This is a genomic window from Streptosporangium heterodermiicola, assembly GCF_051390675.1.
In the GTDB taxonomy this organism is placed as follows: Bacteria; Actinomycetota; Actinomycetes; order Streptosporangiales; family Streptosporangiaceae; genus Streptosporangium.
The window spans coordinates 1-16,871 of the sequence record NZ_JBPJSR010000021.1; the positions used below are offsets into that span (position 1 = coordinate 1).

The following is a 16,871-nucleotide window of genomic DNA, read 5'->3' on the forward strand; positions in this document are numbered from 1 at the left end:
GTCGGCGCTCGCCGCACTGGGCACGCCCCCCGCGAAGGTCTCCGTGGGAGCGGGGGAGGCGCCGTGAAGTTCGACGTCAACCTCTCCATCCTCTTCACCGAGCTGCCGCTGCTGGAGCGCCCCGCGGCGGCGGCCAAGGCGGGCTTCGACGCGATCGAGCTCTGGTGGCCCTTCGCCGTCCCCTGCCCGGCCGACCGCGAGATCGACGCCCTGCGGCGGGCGGTCGAGGACGCCGGGGTGCGCCTGGTCGGCCTCAACTTCGACGCCGGGGACATGGCGGCGGGGGAGCGGGGCCTGCTGTCGCGGCCCGACGGCTCGGCCAGGTTCCAGGCCAACGTCGAGGTCGCCGCGGGCCTGGCCGGAGCGCTCGGCTGCCGGGTGCTCAACGCCCTCTACGGCAACGCCGTGGCGGGGCTGCCCCCGGAGGCCCAGCGCGAGCTGGCGCTGTCCAACCTCTCCCTCGCGGCGAAGGCGGCGGCCGGGGTCGGCGCCACGGTCGTGGTCGAGGCGCTCAACTCCCACGAGAGCCCCGACTACCCGATCACCTCCTCGGCCGCGGCCTTCGAGGTGATCGACCAGGTGGACGCGGGCAACGTGGCCTTCCTCGCCGACCTCTACCACCTGCACCGGATGGGCGAGGACGTGCTCGCCCTCATCGGCACGAGCGTCCACCGGTTCGGCCACGTCCAGATCGCCGACGACCCGGGGCGGGGTCAGCCGGGCTCCGGGGCCATGCCGTACGACCGGATCTTCGAGCGCCTGGAGACCTCGGGATACCGGGGCCACGTCGGGCTTGAGTACCGCCCCGCCGGTCCCAGCGCCGAGAGCTTCGGCTGGAGGAGCACGTGACCTCCCGCACAGGCCGCGCAGGCCGTACAGGACCCAAAGGACCCAAAGGACCCACCACCGGGCCGAGGCCCGGGGTCCCCACCTTGGAGGTATTCGATGAACGCTGAGCGAGGGAGGAGCGGTGAGCCGCTCATGAACATCGGATTCATCGGCCTGGGGATCATGGGCGGCCCGATGGCGGCCAACCTGGTCAGGGCCGGTCACACCGTCGTCGGCTACGACATGAGCGCCGAGCGGATGGACGCCCTCGCGGTGGCCGGCGGCAAGTCCGCGGGCAGCGTCGCGGAGGCCGTCGCGCAGGCGGAGGTCGTGATCACCATGCTGCCCGACTCGCCCCAGGTGGAGGAGGTGGCCTTCGGCGACGACGGGCTGCTCCAGCGGGGCAGGCGGGGCCTGATCCACATCGACATGAGCACCGTGCGGCCCGAGACCTCCCGCAGGGTCGCGCAGGCCGCGGCCGTCAAGGGCATCAGGGCACTGGACGCCCCGGTGAGCGGCGGGGAGCGCGGCGCGGTCGACGGCACCCTCTCGATCATGGTCGGCGGCGCGTCCGCCGACTTCGCCGCCGTGCGCCCGGTCCTCGCGGTCGTCGGCACGACGATCGTGCACGTGGGCCCCGCCGGGGCGGGACAGACCGTGAAGGCCGCCAACCAGCTCGTCGTCGGGGGCATCTACGGCCTGGTCGCCGAGGCGATCGTGCTGCTCGAAGCCTCCGGGGTCGATCCCAGCGGCGGGCTCGACGTGCTGGCCGGCGGGCTGGCGGGCTCCCGCATCCTCGACCTCAAGCGGCACTCCATGGTCAGGCGCGAGTTCGCGCCGGGGTTCCGGATCGACCTGCACCACAAGGACATGGGCATCGCCGTCGCCGCGGCGCGGGAGGCGGGCGTCTCGCTCCCGCTCACCGGGCTGGTCGCCCAGCTCGTCGCCGCGGCCCGTGCCCAGGGACATGGCTCCCTCGACCACTCCGCCCTGCTCAAGGTGATCGAAAGGATCAACCAGTGAAGCGGATCCCCTGTATGGAGGCCGTGGTGGCCGTCCTGGAGTCCGAAGGCGTCGACACCGTCTTCGGCATCCCGGGCGCGGCGATCCTCCCGCTCTACGCGGCGCTCCAGCACAGCGACATACGCAACGTCACCGTCCGCCACGAGGAGGGCGGCACGCACGCCGCCGACGGCTGGGCCCGGGTCACGGGCAACGTCGGCGTCTGCATCGGCACCTCGGGCCCGGCCGGCACCAACATGATCACCGGCCTCTACACCGCCCTCGCCGACTCCATCCCCATGATCTGCATCACCGGGCAGGCGGCGCGCGACAAGCTCCACCAGGAGGCGTTCCAGGCGGTCGACATCGTGGAGATCGCCAAGCCCGTCACCAAGTGGGCGGTCCAGCTCAAGGAGCCGGCCCAGGCGCCGTGGGTGTTCAGGGAGGCCTTCAGGATCGCCAGGTCCGGGCGGCCGGGACCGGTCCTGATCGACCTGCCGATCGACGTGCAGCGCGGCACCTGCCTGTACGACGCGGAGATCGACACCCCGCTCCCCGTCGAGGTCCCGCAGCCCAGGCCCCCGGCGATCCGGGCGGCGATCGACATGCTCATGGGCGCCCGGCGGCCCCTCATCCTGGCCGGTGGCGGGGTGGTCATCGCCGACGCCGACGCCGAGCTGCGCGCGCTCGCCGAGCACCTGCAGATTCCCGTCCAGGTGACGCTGATGGGCAAGGGGGCCTTCCCCGAGGACCACCCCCTGTTCGCCGGCATGGCGGGCATCCAGACCCAGACGCGCTGGGGCAACGCGGCGCTGCTGGAGAGCGACCTGGTGCTCGCGGTGGGCGCGAGGTTCGGCGACCGGCACACCGGCGACCTCGACACCTACCGCCGGGGCCGCAGGTTCGTCCACGTCGACATCGAGCCCACCCAGATCGGCAAGGTCTTCGAGCCCGACCTGGGCGTGGTCGGCCACGCCCGGCCCACGCTGGCGGCGCTGACGGGAGAGGCGGTCAGCCGCACCGGGGCCCGCCGCCCGGGAAAGTGGCCCGCGCGGGTCGCCGAGCTGCGCGGCACGCTGCTGCGGCGCGACGACTTCGACGACGTGCCGATCAAGCCGCCGAGGGTCTTCCGGGAGCTGAACGACTTCTACGGGCCCGACACGACGTTCGTCACCGCGATCGGCCTCTACCAGATCTGGTCCGGGCAGTTCCAGAAGACCTACCTCCCGCGCCGCTACCTCGTCTGCGGGCAGGCCGGGCCGCTGGGCTGGGAGGTGCCCGCCGCGATGGGCGTCAAGTGCGCCTACCCGGAGCGGCAGGTGGTGGCCGTGGCGGGCGACTACTCCTTCCAGTTCCTGATGGAGGAGATCGCCGTCGCCGCCCAGTACCACATCCCGTTCGTCATCGTGATGATCAACAACGAGTACCTCGGGCTGATCCGCCAGGCCGAGATCCCCTACGACATGAACTACGCCGTCGACCTCCACTACGGCGAGGGCGGTGTCGACCACGTGAAGCTCATGGAGGCGTTCGGCTGCCCGGCCCGGCGCGTCGAATTGCCCGGCGAGATCGGCGACGCGCTGGCCTGGGCGAGCGCGGAGTCCGACCGTCAGCGGCTGCCGGTGCTGGTCGAGGTCATGGTCGAGAGGGAGGCCAACGCGGCCATGGGCCCCTCGCTCGACGCGATCAAGGAGTTCGAGCCGCTGCCCGAGCAGGAGCTCGCCCTCGCCATCGACTGGTCCGACTGAGGAGCGGCGCATGTCACTCGTACTCAAACCGGGGTTCGCCTGGTCCGACGCCTACGACCGGTGCGTGTCGGCGGCGCCCCAGGCCTTCCACGACGACCGGGTGCTCAACCACTGGGGCGGCTTCTGGCAGCGCGACGGCCGCCCGGAGCCGGCCGCCTCACCGGTGGACGGCACCGCCATCGCCGGCCCGCCCCGTCTCGACAGGGCCACCGCCCTGCGCGCGGTACGGGCCGGCCTCGACGAGCACCGCCTCTGGCGCCACGTGCCGCTCGCCGAGCGCAAGGCCCGCGTCACGGCGGCGCTGGAGGCGATGACCGCCCACCGCGACCTGCTCACCCTGCTACTGGTCTGGGAGATCGGCAAGCCGTGGAAGCTCGCCGCCGCCGACGTCGACCGGTGTATCGAGGGGGTGCACTGGTACGTCGGAGAGATCGACCGGATGATCGGCGGGCGCGTCCCGCTGACCGGCCCGGTCAGCAACATCGCCAGCTGGAACTACCCGATGAGCGTGCTGATGCACGCCATGCTCGTGCAGGCCCTCGCGGGCAACGCGGTCATCGCCAAGGCGCCCACCGACGGCGGTCTCGCCTGCCTCACCCTCGCCACCGCGCTCGCCGCCCAGGAGGGGTTGCCGTTCACCCTCGTCAGCGGGGGAGGCGCCGAGCTCTCCCCGGCGCTGGTGCGCGGCAAGGAGCTGGGCTGCGTCTCCTTCGTCGGCGGGCGCGACGCGGGCGGGCAGGTGGCCACCTCGCTCGCCGACCTCGGCCACCGGCACGTCCTGGAACAGGAGGGGCTCAACTGCTGGGGGGTGTGGGAGTACGGCGACTGGGAGCTGCTGACCGGGCAGATCCGCAAGAGCTTCGACTACGCCAAGCAGCGCTGTACCGCGTACCCGCGCTTCGTGGTGCAGCGCTCGCTGTTCCACGAGTTCCTCACCGCCTACCTGCCGGCGGTCCGGTCGGTGCGCTTCGGCCACCCGCTCGCCGTGGCGGGGCCCGACGACCCGCCGCCCGACCTCGACTTCGGCCCGCTGATCACCGGCGCCAAGGTCAAGGAGCTCACCGACCAGGTGGACGAGGCGGTGGCCAAGGGCGGGATCCCTCTTTACCGGGGCTCCCTCGACGACGGGCTGTTCCTGCCCGGCCAGGACACCTCCGGCTACCTGGCGCCCGTCGCCGTCCTCGGCCCGCCGCGCTCGTCCCCGCTCTTCCACGCCGAGCCCTTCGGGCCGGTCGACACCATCGTGCTGGTCGACACCGAGGCCGAACTGCTCGCCGCGATGAACGCCAGCAACGGCGCGCTGGTCGCCACGATCTCCTGCGACGACGAGGAGACCGTCAGGCGGCTCGCCCCGGAGGTGCGGGCGTTCAAGGTGGGGATCAACGCGCCCCGCTCGCGCGGCGACCGGGAGGAGCTGTTCGGCGGGCTCGGCGCCTCCTGGCGGGGGGCCTTCGTCGGCGGCGAGCTGCTCGTCCGGGCCGTCACCCAGGGGCCGGGGACCGAGCGCCTGCCCGGCAACTTCCCCGGCTACACCCTCCTGCCCACGTCCCGCTAGAAGGGAAGGAGATGTCAGAAGGCGCCGAAGCGGTCGGCGGCGAGCAGGATCAGGAAGGTGAGCAGCGCGACGCGCAGGAGACGCCCCCCGGACCCCAGGGACGGCCACGACATGTAGGCGAGCCAGCCGACGAACCCGATCACCGGAAGCACGGCGACACCGCCCCAGAAGGACGGCACCGCGAATCCGGCCAGCAGGAGGACCACCAGCAGCACCGGGGCGATCCACCGGGGAAGCTGGAACAGGAAGACGAGCGGGGCCGCGCTGCGCAGCTCGATCCTCCGCCGCAGCCCGGTCGCCCCCGGCGTGAAGAACTGCTCACCCGGGGGCAGCGGGCGCTTGCCCTGCCTGGGGCGGGGCTGTGCCAGCGGGTGTGCGGGGCGTTCCTGACGCTTGTCGGCCACGGGTCGAGCCTAACGCCACCGCGCCCGCCACGACATGCCCGCCGCCCGGGAGCGGCACGGGACCGGCGGGGCGGCGCCGAGCACCTCGGGACGTGGCACCTCGGGACGTGGCGTCCGGGGTGCGGCGTCCGGGGTGCGGCGTGGCGGGGCCGGGGGCGGGCTCTGGCATGCTGGGCGGATGCTCGCTCTCATCCGCTACTCGGTGCCACCCGGCCAGACCGAGGAGTTCACGCTCCAGGCCCACGAGATCGTCGACACCCTGGCCGGGCAGCCGGGCTACGTGCGCGGCCGGGTGTCGAGGTCGGTGGACGAGCCGGAGCTGTGGGCGCTGGTCAGCGAGTGGGAGGGCGCGGGCTTCTACCGCAGGGCACTGGGCGCGGCGCGGATGGCGATGTACCCGCTGATGACACTCATGATCAACGAGCCGAGCGCGTTCGAGGACGTCGAGCGCCCCTGAGGCCCGCCCGGCGCCCCTGTGACGTCCCTGGGAAGCTTTGCCGGGGACAGGGGGGCGGCATGGTTTATCCGCACGTCCCGTGGCCTCGTCTCCCCTAAGCTGGAGACTCAATCACTTCCTCGCCGACCTCCAGCCGGATGGAGTTTCTCCCTTATGGCACGCCGTACGGACATCATGGACACCATCGTCAGCCTCGCCAAGCGGCGCGGTCTTGTGTATCCCTCCAGCGAGATCTACGGCGGCCTGCGCGCGTCGTGGGACTACGGTCCGCTGGGCGTGGAGCTCAAGAGCAACGTGAAGCGGCAGTGGTGGAAGACCGTGGTGCAGGGGCGTGACGACGTGGTCGGCCTCGACTCATCGGTGATCCTGGCCCGCGAGGTGTGGCAGGCCAGCGGCCACGTGGAGACCTTCACGGACCCGCTGACCGAGTGCCAGTCGTGCCACAAGCGCTACCGGGCCGACCACCTCGAAGAGGCCTACGCCGAGAAACACGGGAAGCAGCCCGTCAACGGCCTGGCCGACATCACCTGCCCCAACTGCGGCAACAAGGGCTCCTTCACCTCGCCGAAGCAGTTCAGCGGCCTGCTGAAGACCTACCTCGGCGCGGTCGAGGACGAGTCGGGCCTCGCCTACCTGCGTCCCGAGACCGCCCAGGGCATCTTCATCAACTACCTCAACGTGCAGCAGTCGGCGCGCAGGAAGGTCCCGTTCGGCATCGGCCAGATCGGCAAGTCGTTCCGCAACGAGATCACCCCGGGCAACTTCATCTTCCGCACCCGCGAGTTCGAGCAGATGGAGATGGAGTTCTTCGTCAAGCCGGGCAGCGACGAGGAGTGGCACCAGTACTGGATCGACGAGCGTTTCCGCTGGTACACCGACCTGGGCATCAACAAGGACAACCTGCGCATCTACGAGCACCCGAAGGACAAGCTCTCCCACTACTCCAAGCGGACCGTCGACATCGAGTACCGCTTCAACTTCACCGGCACCGAGTGGGGCGAGCTTGAGGGCGTCGCCAACCGCACCGACTTCGACCTGACCGCGCACGGCAAGGCCTCCGGCACCGACCTGAGCTTCTTCGAGCAGGACACCGGTGAGCGCTACGTCCCGTACGTGATCGAGCCGGCCGCCGGTGTCGACCGGGCCACGCTCACCTTCCTGATCGACGCCTACACCGAGGACGAGGCGCCCAACGCCAAGGGCGTCATGGAGAAGCGCACGGTCATGCGCCTCGACCACCGGCTCGCGCCGGTCAAGGTCGCGGTGCTCCCGCTGTCGCGCAACGCCGACCTGTCGCCCAAGGCCAAGGACCTGGCGGCCCAGCTCCGCCGCCGCTGGAACGTGGAGTTCGACGACGCGGGGGCGATCGGCCGCCGCTACCGCCGCCAGGACGAGATCGGCACGCCGTTCTGCATCACCGTCGACTTCGACACCCTCGACGACCAGGCGGTGACCATCCGCGAGCGCGACTCGATGGCCCAGGAGCGCGTGGCGCTCGACCAGGTCGACGCCTACCTCCGTCAGCACCTCAACGACTGAGGCCCTCCCCGCCCTCCCCGCCCAACTCGCCCCGCCCGACCCGCCACGGCCGGCGCCCCCCGCACCCGGGGGGCGCCGGCCGTCGCTCTTTCCCGGCGGTCTCCCCGCCCGGGGCGAAAGACGAGATAAAAAGCAGGCTTACGGCGGTTTTCGGGGGCTTTTGATGACATCAGAGTGATCGTTCGTTCGACGAAGGGAAGAACGATGGCGCGCGTATCACCTTGGAAGACCGTTCCGGGGGTCGTGGCTCTCGGCGGGGTCGTCTTCCTGCTCACGGGAAGTGCCGCTCACGCCGACCCGCGACCGGCAAGCGACGCGATCGAGCTGCGGCTGCTCGTCGACGACTGCCCGGCCTCGACCTCCGCGACCGCCCCGTGAACGAGTACACCGACCCCGTGAGGGAGATCCCGTACGAGGCGGAAAAGAGGGAAAGGACGGAAAAGACGGAGAGCGCCGTGCTCGGGCGGGCGCTGTTCGAGGTCAAGCGGGTGATCGTCGGTCAGGACCGGATGGTCGAACGCCTGCTCGTCGCGGTCCTCGCCCGGGGGCACTGCCTCCTGGAGGGGGTCCCCGGCATCGCCAAGACGCTGGCGGCCGAGACGCTCGCGGGTGTCGTGGGCGGCTCGTTCGCCCGGATCCAGTTCACTCCCGACCTGGTGCCCGCCGACATCGTCGGCACCCGTATCTACCGGCCGTCCACGGAGAGCTTCGACGTCGAGCTGGGCCCGGTGATGGCGAACTTCGTGCTCGCCGACGAGATCAACAGGGCCCCGGCGAAGGTCCAGTCGGCGCTGCTGGAGGTGATGGCCGAGCGGCAGGTGAGCATCGGCGGGCGCACCCACCCGGTGCCCGCGCCGTTCCTGGTCCTGGCGACCCAGAACCCGATCGAGTCCGAGGGCGTCTACCACCTGCCCGAGGCCCAGCGGGACCGCTTCCTGATGAAGATCGACGTGGGCTACCCGAGCGAGTCCGAGGAACTCGCGATCCTCTACCGGATGAGCGCCGGCCGGCCGGTCTCCCGGCGGGTGCTCGACTCCCAGCGGCTGCTGGCGCTCCAGGCGGCCGTGGACGACGTCTTCGTCCACCACGCCGTCGCCGAGTACGCGGTCCGGCTGGTGTACGCGACCAGGGAGCCCGCGCGGTTCGGGCTGGCGGACGTCGCACCGCTGCTCGCCTTCGGCGCGAGCCCGCGGGCGACGCTCGGCCTGGTCGCCGCGGCCCGCGCGCTGGCGCTGCTGCGCGGGCGCGACTACGTGCTGCCCGAGGACGTCGCGGACCTGGCCGGTGACGTGATCGCGCACCGGCTGGTGCCGTCGTTCGACGCGCTGGCCGACGACGTCTCCCCCCGGCACATCGTGGACCGGGTGGCCGCGGCGATCCCGATGCCCAGGATCGCCCCCGGGCAGGGAGAGGCGGCCTGATGCGGCACCTGCTGTCCGAGCGGGTGCTCCGGCGGCTGGAGCTGACGGTCGTCAGGCGCCTCGACGGGCTGCTCCAGGGCGACCACCGGGGGCTCACCCCCGGGCCCGGTGGCGAGCTCGCCGAGGCGAGGCCGTACGCGCCGGGTGACGACGTGCGCCGGATGGACTGGAACGTCACCGCACGCACGACGGAGCCGCACGTCCGGGACATGATCGCCGATCGGGAGCTGGAGACCTGGGTGCTGCTCGACGCCAGCGCCAGCATGGACTTCGGCACCGCGCTGATGGAGAAGAGGGAGCTCGCGCTCGCCGCCGTCGCGGCGGTCGGGTTCCTCACCGAGCGGACGGGCAACCGCGTCGGGGCGCACGTCCTGCACGGCGGCGAGGTCCGGCGGTTCCCCGCCAGGAGCGGGCGCCCGCATCTCATGGCGCTGCTCGGCGCGGTGTTCGCGCTGCCGCGTACCGAGCCGGGCGTCCCGGCGCCGCGTGTCGGCCAGGCCGCCGACGACCTGCGCCGCGCCGTGCGCCGCCGCGGGCTCGTGGTCGTCGTATCGGACTTCCTCGACCCCCCGGAGACCTGGGATAGGCCGTTGCGCCATCTCGCGCTCCGCCACCAGCTCCTCGCGGTGGAGGTCGTCGACCCCAGGGAGCTGACCCTGCCCGACGTGGGGGTGCTCACCCTCGTCGACCCGGAGACCGGCCGCCGCAGGGAGGTGTCCACGGCCGGTGCCCGCCTCCGCGAGCGCTACGCCGAGGCCGCCGCGGGCCAGCGGGCGGCCATCGCGACCGCCCTGCGCCGGTGCGGGGCCGCGCACCTGCGACTGGACACCGATCGCGACTGGGTCCGCGATCTGGTCCGTCACGTCATGCTGCGGCGCCGCCTGGCGCGGGGGCGCGGGGCGCAGGGGACGAGAGGGGGTGTGGCGTGACGTTCCTGTCTCCCGTCTGGTTGTGGCTGCTGGTGCCCGCCCTGCTGATCGCGGTTCTCTACGTGGTCATGTACCTGCGGCGCAGCCGGTACGCCCTGCGGTTCACCAACCTGGACCTGCTGGACAGGCTCGCGCCCAAGGGACCCGGGTGGCGCAGGCACGTGCCCGCCGCGGCGTTCATGGGGATGCTGGTGCTCCTCGTCGTCGGGTTCGCGCGGCCGACGGCCGAGGTGCGGGTCCCGAGGGAGCAGGCGACGATCATCGTGGCGTTCGACGTCTCCGCGTCGATGCAGGCCACGGACGTGGCGCCGAACCGGTTCGCGGCGGCGCGGGAGGCCGCGCGGCGCTTCGTCGGGGACCTGCCCTCCCGGTTCAACCTGGGCCTGGTCACGTTCTCGTCGTCGGCCTCGGTGAGCGTGCCGCCCACCGCCGACAGGGCGGCGGTGCTGTCCGCGATCGACCGGCTCACCACGGACTCCGGTACGGCCATCGGCGAGGCGGTGTTCTCGTCCCTGGACGCGATCGACGCCCTGGAAGGCGGCGAGGAGGGGCAGGAGAGGCCGCCCGCCCACATCGTGCTGATGTCCGACGGGTCGAGCACCATGGGGCGGACGCCGGAGCTGGCGGCGCGGGAGGCGGCCTCCCGGCGCGTACCGGTCTCGACCATCGCGTACGGCACCTCCGGCGGCACGATCCAGATGGGCGGCCGGGAGACGCAGGTGCCGGTGGACGGCCCGGCGCTGCGCGAGCTGGCGGAGAGCACCGGCGGGGGTTTCTACGAGGCGGCCTCCGGCGGCGAGTTGCGGGCGGTGTACGACGACATCGGCAGCTCGGTGGGCTACCGGACCGAGCGGCAGGAGGTCTGGCCGTGGTTCGTCGGGGTGGCCCTGCTCGGCGCGGTCGTGGCGGCCGGGACCTCCCTGTTCTGGTTCTCGAGGATCCTGTGAGGAGTCGGCCATGGTGACGTCACACGATCGGCCCCCGGGGCTCGGACGGCCCCGCGGACCGGGTTTCACGCCGGGAGAACCGCCTCCGGCCGCGCCACAGCTGGAGATCGGCCCGCAACCGGGCAAGGTGACCACCGCGAGGAAGGCGGGGGCCGGGCGCGTCCTGGTCGCCGCGGCGCTCGTCGCCGTGGTCACCGGTGGCGCGTCGGGCGTCGCGGCGGCCCGGCTGGCGGGGGAGGAGCGGGCCGCGCCCGTGGCGCTGCCCCGATCCACCGCGGGCCCTTCCGGCCCTTCCGGTCCGGCGGGGGTCGCGGGCGGCCTCAGCGGTACGGCGGCCAGGGTGCTGCCGAGCGTCGTGTCGGTCGAGTCCGGCCGGGGCTCGGGCTCCGGCTTCGTGATCGACGGCGCCGGGCACCTGCTCACCAACGCGCACGTCCTGGCCGGTGGCGCGAGCGTCACCGTCGTGCTCGGCGACGGGCGGCGGCTGCCCGCCGTCGTCGTGGGCACCGACGAGGCGTACGACCTCGCGGTGCTCAGGGTGGACGACGCCCGCGGGCTGGTCCCCGCCGAGCTGGGGAGGTCCGCGGACCTCGCGGTGGGGGAGCAGGTGCTCGCCATCGGCTCCCCGCTCGGCCTGGCCGGTACGGTCACCGGCGGCATCGTCAGCGCCCTCGACCGTCAGGTGCGGCTGGGCGGGCGCGGGCAGACCGCGTTGCAGACCGACGCCTCCATCAATCCCGGCAACTCGGGGGGACCGCTGGTCAACGCCCGGGGCGAGGTGGTCGGGGTCAACACCGCGATCGCGACGCTCTCCCGGCGCGGGACCGGATCGATCGGCATCGGCTTCGCCATCCCGATCGACAGGGCGGCGCCCGTCGCCGAACGCATCATCCGAGAGTGAACGGAGACGGCCGTGCCTCCGGGAGCGAACGGGAGCGGAGTGAAGGGAATGCGAGGGAATGCGAGGGAACAGGAGAGCGGTATGGCGGTGGCATCCGCGTTTCCGGCCGCGCACGACCTAGGTTCGTACCATGCGACTGCTCGTTGTCGAAGATGAGGAAGACCTGGTCGACGCCCTGCGCGTGGGGCTCGTCCGGGCCGGATACGCGGTCGACGTCGCCTGCGACGTGGCCCAGGCGCGGGAGAAGCTCCAGGTCAACTCCTATGACCTGGTCCTTCTCGACCTCAACCTGCCCGGAGGGGACGGCTTCGAGGTGTGCCGGGCACTGCGCGGGACCGACCAGGGCCAGGCCGTGCGGATCATCATGGTGACCGCGCGGGACCGGCTGGACGACCGGGTCAGGGGGCTGGACGAGGGCGCCGACGACTACCTGGTCAAACCGTTCGCCTTCCCCGAGCTCCTGGCCCGCGTCCGCGCGCTGCTCCGCAGGGAGCCGGGCGGCGGCACCGCGATCCTGCAGGTGGGGTCGCTGCGGCTGGACACCTCCCGGGTGGAGGCCCACTCGACCGGGCGCGAGCTGGGGCTCACCCCCAAGGAGTTCGGTGTCCTGCACTACCTGATGACCCGTCCCGGGCACGTCGTCTCCGCCGAGGAGCTGCTGGAGCACGTCTGGGACGAGCACACCGACCCGTTCACCAACACCGTGCGGGTGACGGTCGGGAACCTGCGGCGCAAGCTCGGCGCCGACGCCGTGATCGAGACCGTGGTCAGCAAGGGCTACCGGCTGCGGGAGGACACGTGAGGCTCTCCTTCGTGCAGACGATCCGCTTCCGGCTGACCGTCCTGTATTCCGGCCTGCTGTTCCTGCTCTCCGCGCTCGTCCTCGGCCTGCTGTACGTCGCCGTGGCCAAGAGCGCCGAGGAGCGGCCCTACACCGTCCAGCAGGCCAAGCTCTACAGCGTCGACACCGAGCGCTACATCGGCAAGGCCCCCGTCGTCGAGCTCGCCGAGGTCGAGAACGCGGTCAACCTGCTCACCCTCCGGACCCTGCGCGACTACTCGTTCCTCACCCTGGGCGGGCTCTTCCTGGCGAGCTTCGGCATCGGCTGGGTCCTCTCGGGCCGGGTGCTGCGGCCGGTGCGCTCGATCACCAGGGCCGCCGCCGAGATCCAGGGCACCGACCTGTCGCGGCGGATCCTGCTCACCGGCCCGAAGGACGAGCTGCGCGACCTCGCCGACACCGTCGACACCATGCTCGGCCGCCTGGAGGGCGCCTTCCTGGCGCAGCGGCAGCTGATCGACGACGCCTCCCACGAGCTGCGCAGCCCGCTGGCCATCATCCGGGCCAACGTGGACGCGGTCCTCGCCTCGCCCGACAGCACCGAGGAGGAGCGGATGCGCGCGGTGGCCATCGTGGACCGGGCCACCACCCGGATGACCCGCCTGGTCGAGGACCTGCTGGCGACCGCGCGCCGGTCCGCGCCCGCGCTGGCCGACGCCGAGGTGGACGTGGGGGCGCTGGCCGCCGAGGCGGCCGAGGAGTTCACCACGCTCGCGGCCGGGCGCGGGCTGTCGATCCGCCGGGCGCTGCCCGCCGGGCTGCGCGGGGTGGGGGACCACGACGCCCTGCGCCGGGCCGTGGGCAACCTGCTCTCCAACGCGGTACGGCTCGCGCCCGGCGGGAGCGAGGTCGTCGTGGCGGCGGGCCGTACCAGGGGCTGGATCTGGGTGGCGGTGCGCGACGCCGGGCCCGGGGTGCCCGAGGACGACCACGCGCGGGTGTTCGACCGGTTCTGGCGGGGCCAGACCAGCCGCCGTGACCGGCACAGCGGGCTGGGCCTGGCGATCGTCCGGCAGATCGTGGAGTCGCACGGCGGGCACGTGCGCCTGTTCTCCCGGCTGGGTGAGGGAAGCGTGTTCGTGCTGTGGCTGCCGTCCGGCGCGGGCCCGGCGGAGGGGGAGGTTCCGGACCTGAATCCTCTCGCCGAGGCCGGTCTGGCGGGTCGCTGAACCGGCTGTGAACGGGTTTGAATGGGCGGGGAATTGGTTTATACCAATTGGTGTAAACCAATTTTCGAGGTGATCGATATCCTCGCGCATTTGGGCTGGATTTGAATTGGATTAGACCGGTTTGCCCGCTTTGAGCTGCGATGATGCTGTTCCGTGTGGTGAGTGCCGTTTCATCGCCGTGTTCGTCGGTAGAGTCCGGAGAGAGGCGGAACCAGACGCCGACTGAAGTCGCATAAGGAGCAACCGTGCCGAAGTACGTTTACGACTTCACCGAGGGCAACAAAGATCTCAGGGACCTGCTCGGCGGCAAGGGGGCGAACCTCGCCGAGATGACCAACCTCGGGCTGCCGGTGCCCCCCGGCTTCACCATCACCACCGAGGCGTGCCGGAGCTTCCTCGCGGACGGGATCCTTCCCGAGGGGATGCGGGAGGAGGTCTCCGGGCACCTGACCGCACTGGAGACCGCGATGGGCCGGAAACTGGGCCAGGCCGACGACCCGCTCCTGGTGAGCGTGCGCTCCGGGGCCGCGTTCTCCATGCCCGGCATGATGGAGACCGTCCTCAACATCGGGCTCAACGACGACTCGGTGCACGGGCTGGCCAAGCAGGCGGGCGGCAACGAGCGCTTCGCCTGGGACTCCTACCGGCGCCTCATCCAGATGTTCGGCAAGACCGTCCAGGACATCGACGGCGAGCTCTTCGACGACGCGCTGGAGGAGCTCAAGGACGGCCGCGACGACCTGGAGCTGGAGGCGGCCGACTTCAGGCGCCTGGTCGCGACGTACAAGGAGATCGTGCGCGACAGGACGGGCGAGGACTTCCCCGCCGACCCGTACCAGCAGATGAGCATGGCGGTGGAGGCCGTGTTCGCGTCGTGGAACGCCCCGCGCGCGGTCCTGTACCGCCGCCAGGAGCGCATCCCGGCCCACCTGGGCACGGCGGTCAGCGTCTGCTCGATGGTCTTCGGCAACTGCGGCATGGACTCCGGCACCGGCGTGGCCTTCACCCGCGACCCCGGCAGCGGCCAGCAGGGCGTGTACGGCGACTACCTGCAGAACGCCCAGGGCGAGGACGTCGTCGCGGGCATCCGCAACACCATGCGGCTGCAGGAGCTGGAGGGCATCGACAAGCCCGTCTACGACGAGCTCATGCGGACCATGAAGACGCTGGAGGACCACTACCGCGACCTGTGCGACATCGAGTTCACGGTCGAGCGCGGCAAGCTCTGGATGCTCCAGACCCGGGTGGGCAAGCGGACCCCGGGCGCCGCGTTCCGCATCGCCGTGCAGCTCGTCGACCAGGGCGTGATCGACCTCGACGAGGCCGTGACCCGGGTGACCGGCGACCAGCTCGCCCAGCTCATGTTCCCCCGGTTCGCCGAGGACGCCGGGAGCAAGGTGATCGCCAGGGGGATGAACGCCTCGCCGGGCGCGGCCGTCGGCAAGGCCGTCTTCTCCACGCCCAGGGCCGTCGAGCTCGCGGAGAGCGGGGAGGCCGTCATCCTGGTCCGCCGCGAGACCAACCCCGACGACCTGGCCGGGATGATCGCCGCCCAGGGCGTGCTGACGAGCCGCGGGGGCAAGACCTCGCACGCCGCCGTGGTCGCCAGGGGCATGGGCAAGACCTGTGTCTGCGGCGCCGAGGAGCTGGAGGTCTCCGCCGCCGACCGCGCGTTCACCACGGCCTCCGGCCTCGTGGTCTCCGAGGGAGACGTCATCTCCATCGACGGCACCAGCGGAGCCGTCTACCTCGGCGAGGTGCCCGTCGTCCCCTCCCCGGTCGTGGAGTACTTCGAGGGCTCGGGCGACCGGGACGACGAGCTCGTCCGCGCCGTGCACCGGATCATGTCCCACGCCGACGAGGTACGCCGGATGGACGTGCGCGCCAACGCCGACACCGGCGAGGACTCCGCCAGGGCGCGCAGGTTCGGCGCCCAGGGCATCGGCCTCTGCCGTACCGAGCACATGTTCCTCGGCGACCGCCGTGGCCTGGTCGAGGACCTGGTGCTCGCCACCTCCGCCGAGGAGCGCGAGCGGGCGCTGGAGGCGCTGGAGCCGCTGCAGCGGGCGGACTTCACGAAGATCTTCCAGGCGATGGAGGGCATGCCCGTCACGATCCGCCTGATCGACCCGCCGCTGCACGAGTTCCTGCCCGACTACACCGAGCTGTCGGTGAAGGTCGCCCTCGCCGGTGACGCGGTGGAGGAGAAGGACCGCAAGCTCCTGGTCGCGCTCAAGCGGCTCCATGAGGAGAACCCGATGCTGGGCCTGCGCGGCGTGCGGCTCGGCCTGGTCATCCCCGGAGTGTTCGCCATGCAGGTCCGGGCGATCGCCGCGGCGGCCAGGGCCGTGCCCGGCAGCCGCCCGGAGATCATGATTCCGCTGGTGGCCGCCGTCCAGGAGCTGGAGCACGTCAAGGACGAGGCCCGGCGGATCCTGGAGGAGACCGGCGTCGACGCGCTGATCGGCACGATGATCGAGGTGCCCCGCGCGGCGCTGACCGCCGACCAGATCGCCGAGGCCGCCCAGTTCTTCTCCTTCGGCACCAACGACCTGACCCAGATGACCTGGGGCTTCTCCCGCGACGACGTCGAGGCCGCCTTCTTCGCCAAGTACCTGGAACTGGGCGTCTTCGGCGTCTCCCCGTTCGAGACCCTGGACCGCGACGGCGTCGGCAGGCTCGTCGAGATCGCCGTCGAGCGGGGCCGCGCGACCCGTCCGGACCTGAAGCTGGGCATCTGCGGCGAGCACGGCGGCGACCCGGACTCTATCCACTTCTGCCACCAGGCCGGTCTCGACTACGTGTCCTGCTCGCCGTTCCGCATCCCGGTCGCCCGGCTGGAGGCCGCCCGCGCCACCCTGGTGTGCGGCGGCTCCGACACCCGCTGACCCCCGCCCGCTTCACTTCGAAGGACCCCCCGACCCTCGCTGACCCCCGCCTACTTCGCGAGGCGCCCCGGCACCGCCGGGGGCGACGCCTCGCGGAGCCGGTCCCCGCGGCCCGCCCCACCCTCACCGGGGCGGCCGCGGGCCCGGTCACGCGTCTGATGGACCGCTCCCGGCGAGCCGCCCGAGCCGCCGGGGCCGCCGCGCGTACGGGTGAGGAACGGCGCCACATACCCGGTAACCAG

The 16,871-nt window shown here is 72.1% G+C and carries 15 protein-coding genes; 14 read left to right on the forward strand and 1 reads right to left on the reverse strand.

All coding sequences use genetic code 11. The annotated features are described in order from the left end of the window. Positions 1–63: 63 nt before the first annotated feature. The 4 genes from ACSC1Q_RS33830 (at position 64) to ACSC1Q_RS33845 (ending at position 5,133) form a co-directional block, all read left to right on the forward strand. Entirely contained in the window at positions 64–849 is a 786-nt protein-coding gene (locus ACSC1Q_RS33830; RefSeq protein ID WP_436762777.1) for a hydroxypyruvate isomerase family protein, read from the forward strand. 132 nt (positions 850–981) lie between these two features. Beyond that, positions 982–1,851 carry a 2-hydroxy-3-oxopropionate reductase gene (locus tag ACSC1Q_RS33835; protein ID WP_436762778.1) on the forward strand — a complete coding sequence of 290 codons (870 nt, stop codon included), beginning with the start codon at positions 982–984 and terminating at the stop codon, positions 1,849–1,851. Then, on the forward strand, positions 1,848–3,578 hold the full coding sequence (gene gcl / locus ACSC1Q_RS33840; RefSeq protein WP_436762779.1) for a glyoxylate carboligase: 1,731 nt from the start codon (positions 1,848–1,850) through the stop codon (positions 3,576–3,578). Before ACSC1Q_RS33835 ends, gcl begins: the two co-directional genes overlap by 4 nt. A 10-nt stretch (positions 3,579–3,588) precedes the next feature. Next, positions 3,589–5,133, forward strand: coding sequence for an aldehyde dehydrogenase family protein (locus ACSC1Q_RS33845; RefSeq protein ID WP_436762780.1), 1,545 nt, complete (start codon positions 3,589–3,591; stop codon positions 5,131–5,133). Between the two features lie 14 nt (positions 5,134–5,147). Here the strand turns inward: ACSC1Q_RS33845 and ACSC1Q_RS33850 are convergent, their stop codons facing one another. Then, the gene (locus ACSC1Q_RS33850) at positions 5,148–5,537 is read right to left on the reverse strand and encodes a DUF6703 family protein (protein ID WP_350977779.1); all 390 of its coding nucleotides are present in this window, start codon (positions 5,535–5,537) and stop codon (positions 5,148–5,150) included. 178 nt (positions 5,538–5,715) lie between these two features. Here ACSC1Q_RS33850 and ACSC1Q_RS33855 point away from each other — a divergent pair, with 178 nt between their 5' ends. From ACSC1Q_RS33855 to ppdK, 10 genes are all read left to right on the forward strand, one after another. Continuing rightward, a complete protein-coding gene (locus ACSC1Q_RS33855) occupies positions 5,716–5,994 on the forward strand; it encodes an antibiotic biosynthesis monooxygenase family protein (RefSeq protein ID WP_436762781.1) in 279 nt (92 codons plus the stop codon). Positions 5,995–6,147: 153 nt separating this feature from the next. Then, on the forward strand, positions 6,148–7,533 hold the full coding sequence (locus ACSC1Q_RS33860; protein WP_436762782.1) for a glycine--tRNA ligase: 1,386 nt from the start codon (positions 6,148–6,150) through the stop codon (positions 7,531–7,533). A gap of 204 nt (positions 7,534–7,737) precedes the next feature. Further along, positions 7,738–7,911 (forward strand): hypothetical protein, encoded by a 174-nt coding sequence (locus tag ACSC1Q_RS33865; protein ID WP_436762783.1) that lies wholly within the window; start codon positions 7,738–7,740, stop codon positions 7,909–7,911. A 17-nt stretch (positions 7,912–7,928) separates the two neighbouring features. Next, the gene (locus ACSC1Q_RS33870) at positions 7,929–8,954 is read left to right on the forward strand and encodes an AAA family ATPase (RefSeq protein ID WP_436762784.1); all 1,026 of its coding nucleotides are present in this window, start codon (positions 7,929–7,931) and stop codon (positions 8,952–8,954) included. Continuing rightward, the gene (locus ACSC1Q_RS33875; RefSeq protein WP_436762785.1) at positions 8,954–9,883 is read left to right on the forward strand and encodes a DUF58 domain-containing protein; all 930 of its coding nucleotides are present in this window, start codon (positions 8,954–8,956) and stop codon (positions 9,881–9,883) included. The genes ACSC1Q_RS33870 and ACSC1Q_RS33875 overlap by 1 nt, the downstream gene beginning before the upstream one ends. Further along, positions 9,880–10,830 (forward strand): VWA domain-containing protein, encoded by a 951-nt coding sequence (locus ACSC1Q_RS33880; RefSeq protein WP_436762786.1) that lies wholly within the window; start codon positions 9,880–9,882, stop codon positions 10,828–10,830. Before ACSC1Q_RS33875 ends, ACSC1Q_RS33880 begins: the two co-directional genes overlap by 4 nt. Before the next feature lie 10 nt (positions 10,831–10,840). Next, positions 10,841–11,731, forward strand: a complete 891-nt coding sequence (locus ACSC1Q_RS33885) for a S1C family serine protease (RefSeq protein WP_436762787.1) — start codon at positions 10,841–10,843, stop codon at positions 11,729–11,731. A 130-nt stretch (positions 11,732–11,861) separates the two neighbouring features. Next, the gene (locus tag ACSC1Q_RS33890) at positions 11,862–12,533 is read left to right on the forward strand and encodes a response regulator transcription factor (RefSeq protein ID WP_436762788.1); all 672 of its coding nucleotides are present in this window, start codon (positions 11,862–11,864) and stop codon (positions 12,531–12,533) included. After that, the gene (locus tag ACSC1Q_RS33895) at positions 12,530–13,741 is read left to right on the forward strand and encodes a sensor histidine kinase (protein WP_436762789.1); all 1,212 of its coding nucleotides are present in this window, start codon (positions 12,530–12,532) and stop codon (positions 13,739–13,741) included. Before ACSC1Q_RS33890 ends, ACSC1Q_RS33895 begins: the two co-directional genes overlap by 4 nt. 245 nt (positions 13,742–13,986) lie before the next feature. After that, positions 13,987–16,629: a pyruvate, phosphate dikinase gene (gene ppdK / locus ACSC1Q_RS33900; RefSeq protein WP_436762790.1), complete on the forward strand. Its 2,643-nt coding sequence runs from the start codon at positions 13,987–13,989 to the stop codon at positions 16,627–16,629. Positions 16,630–16,871: the final 242 nt, after the last annotated feature.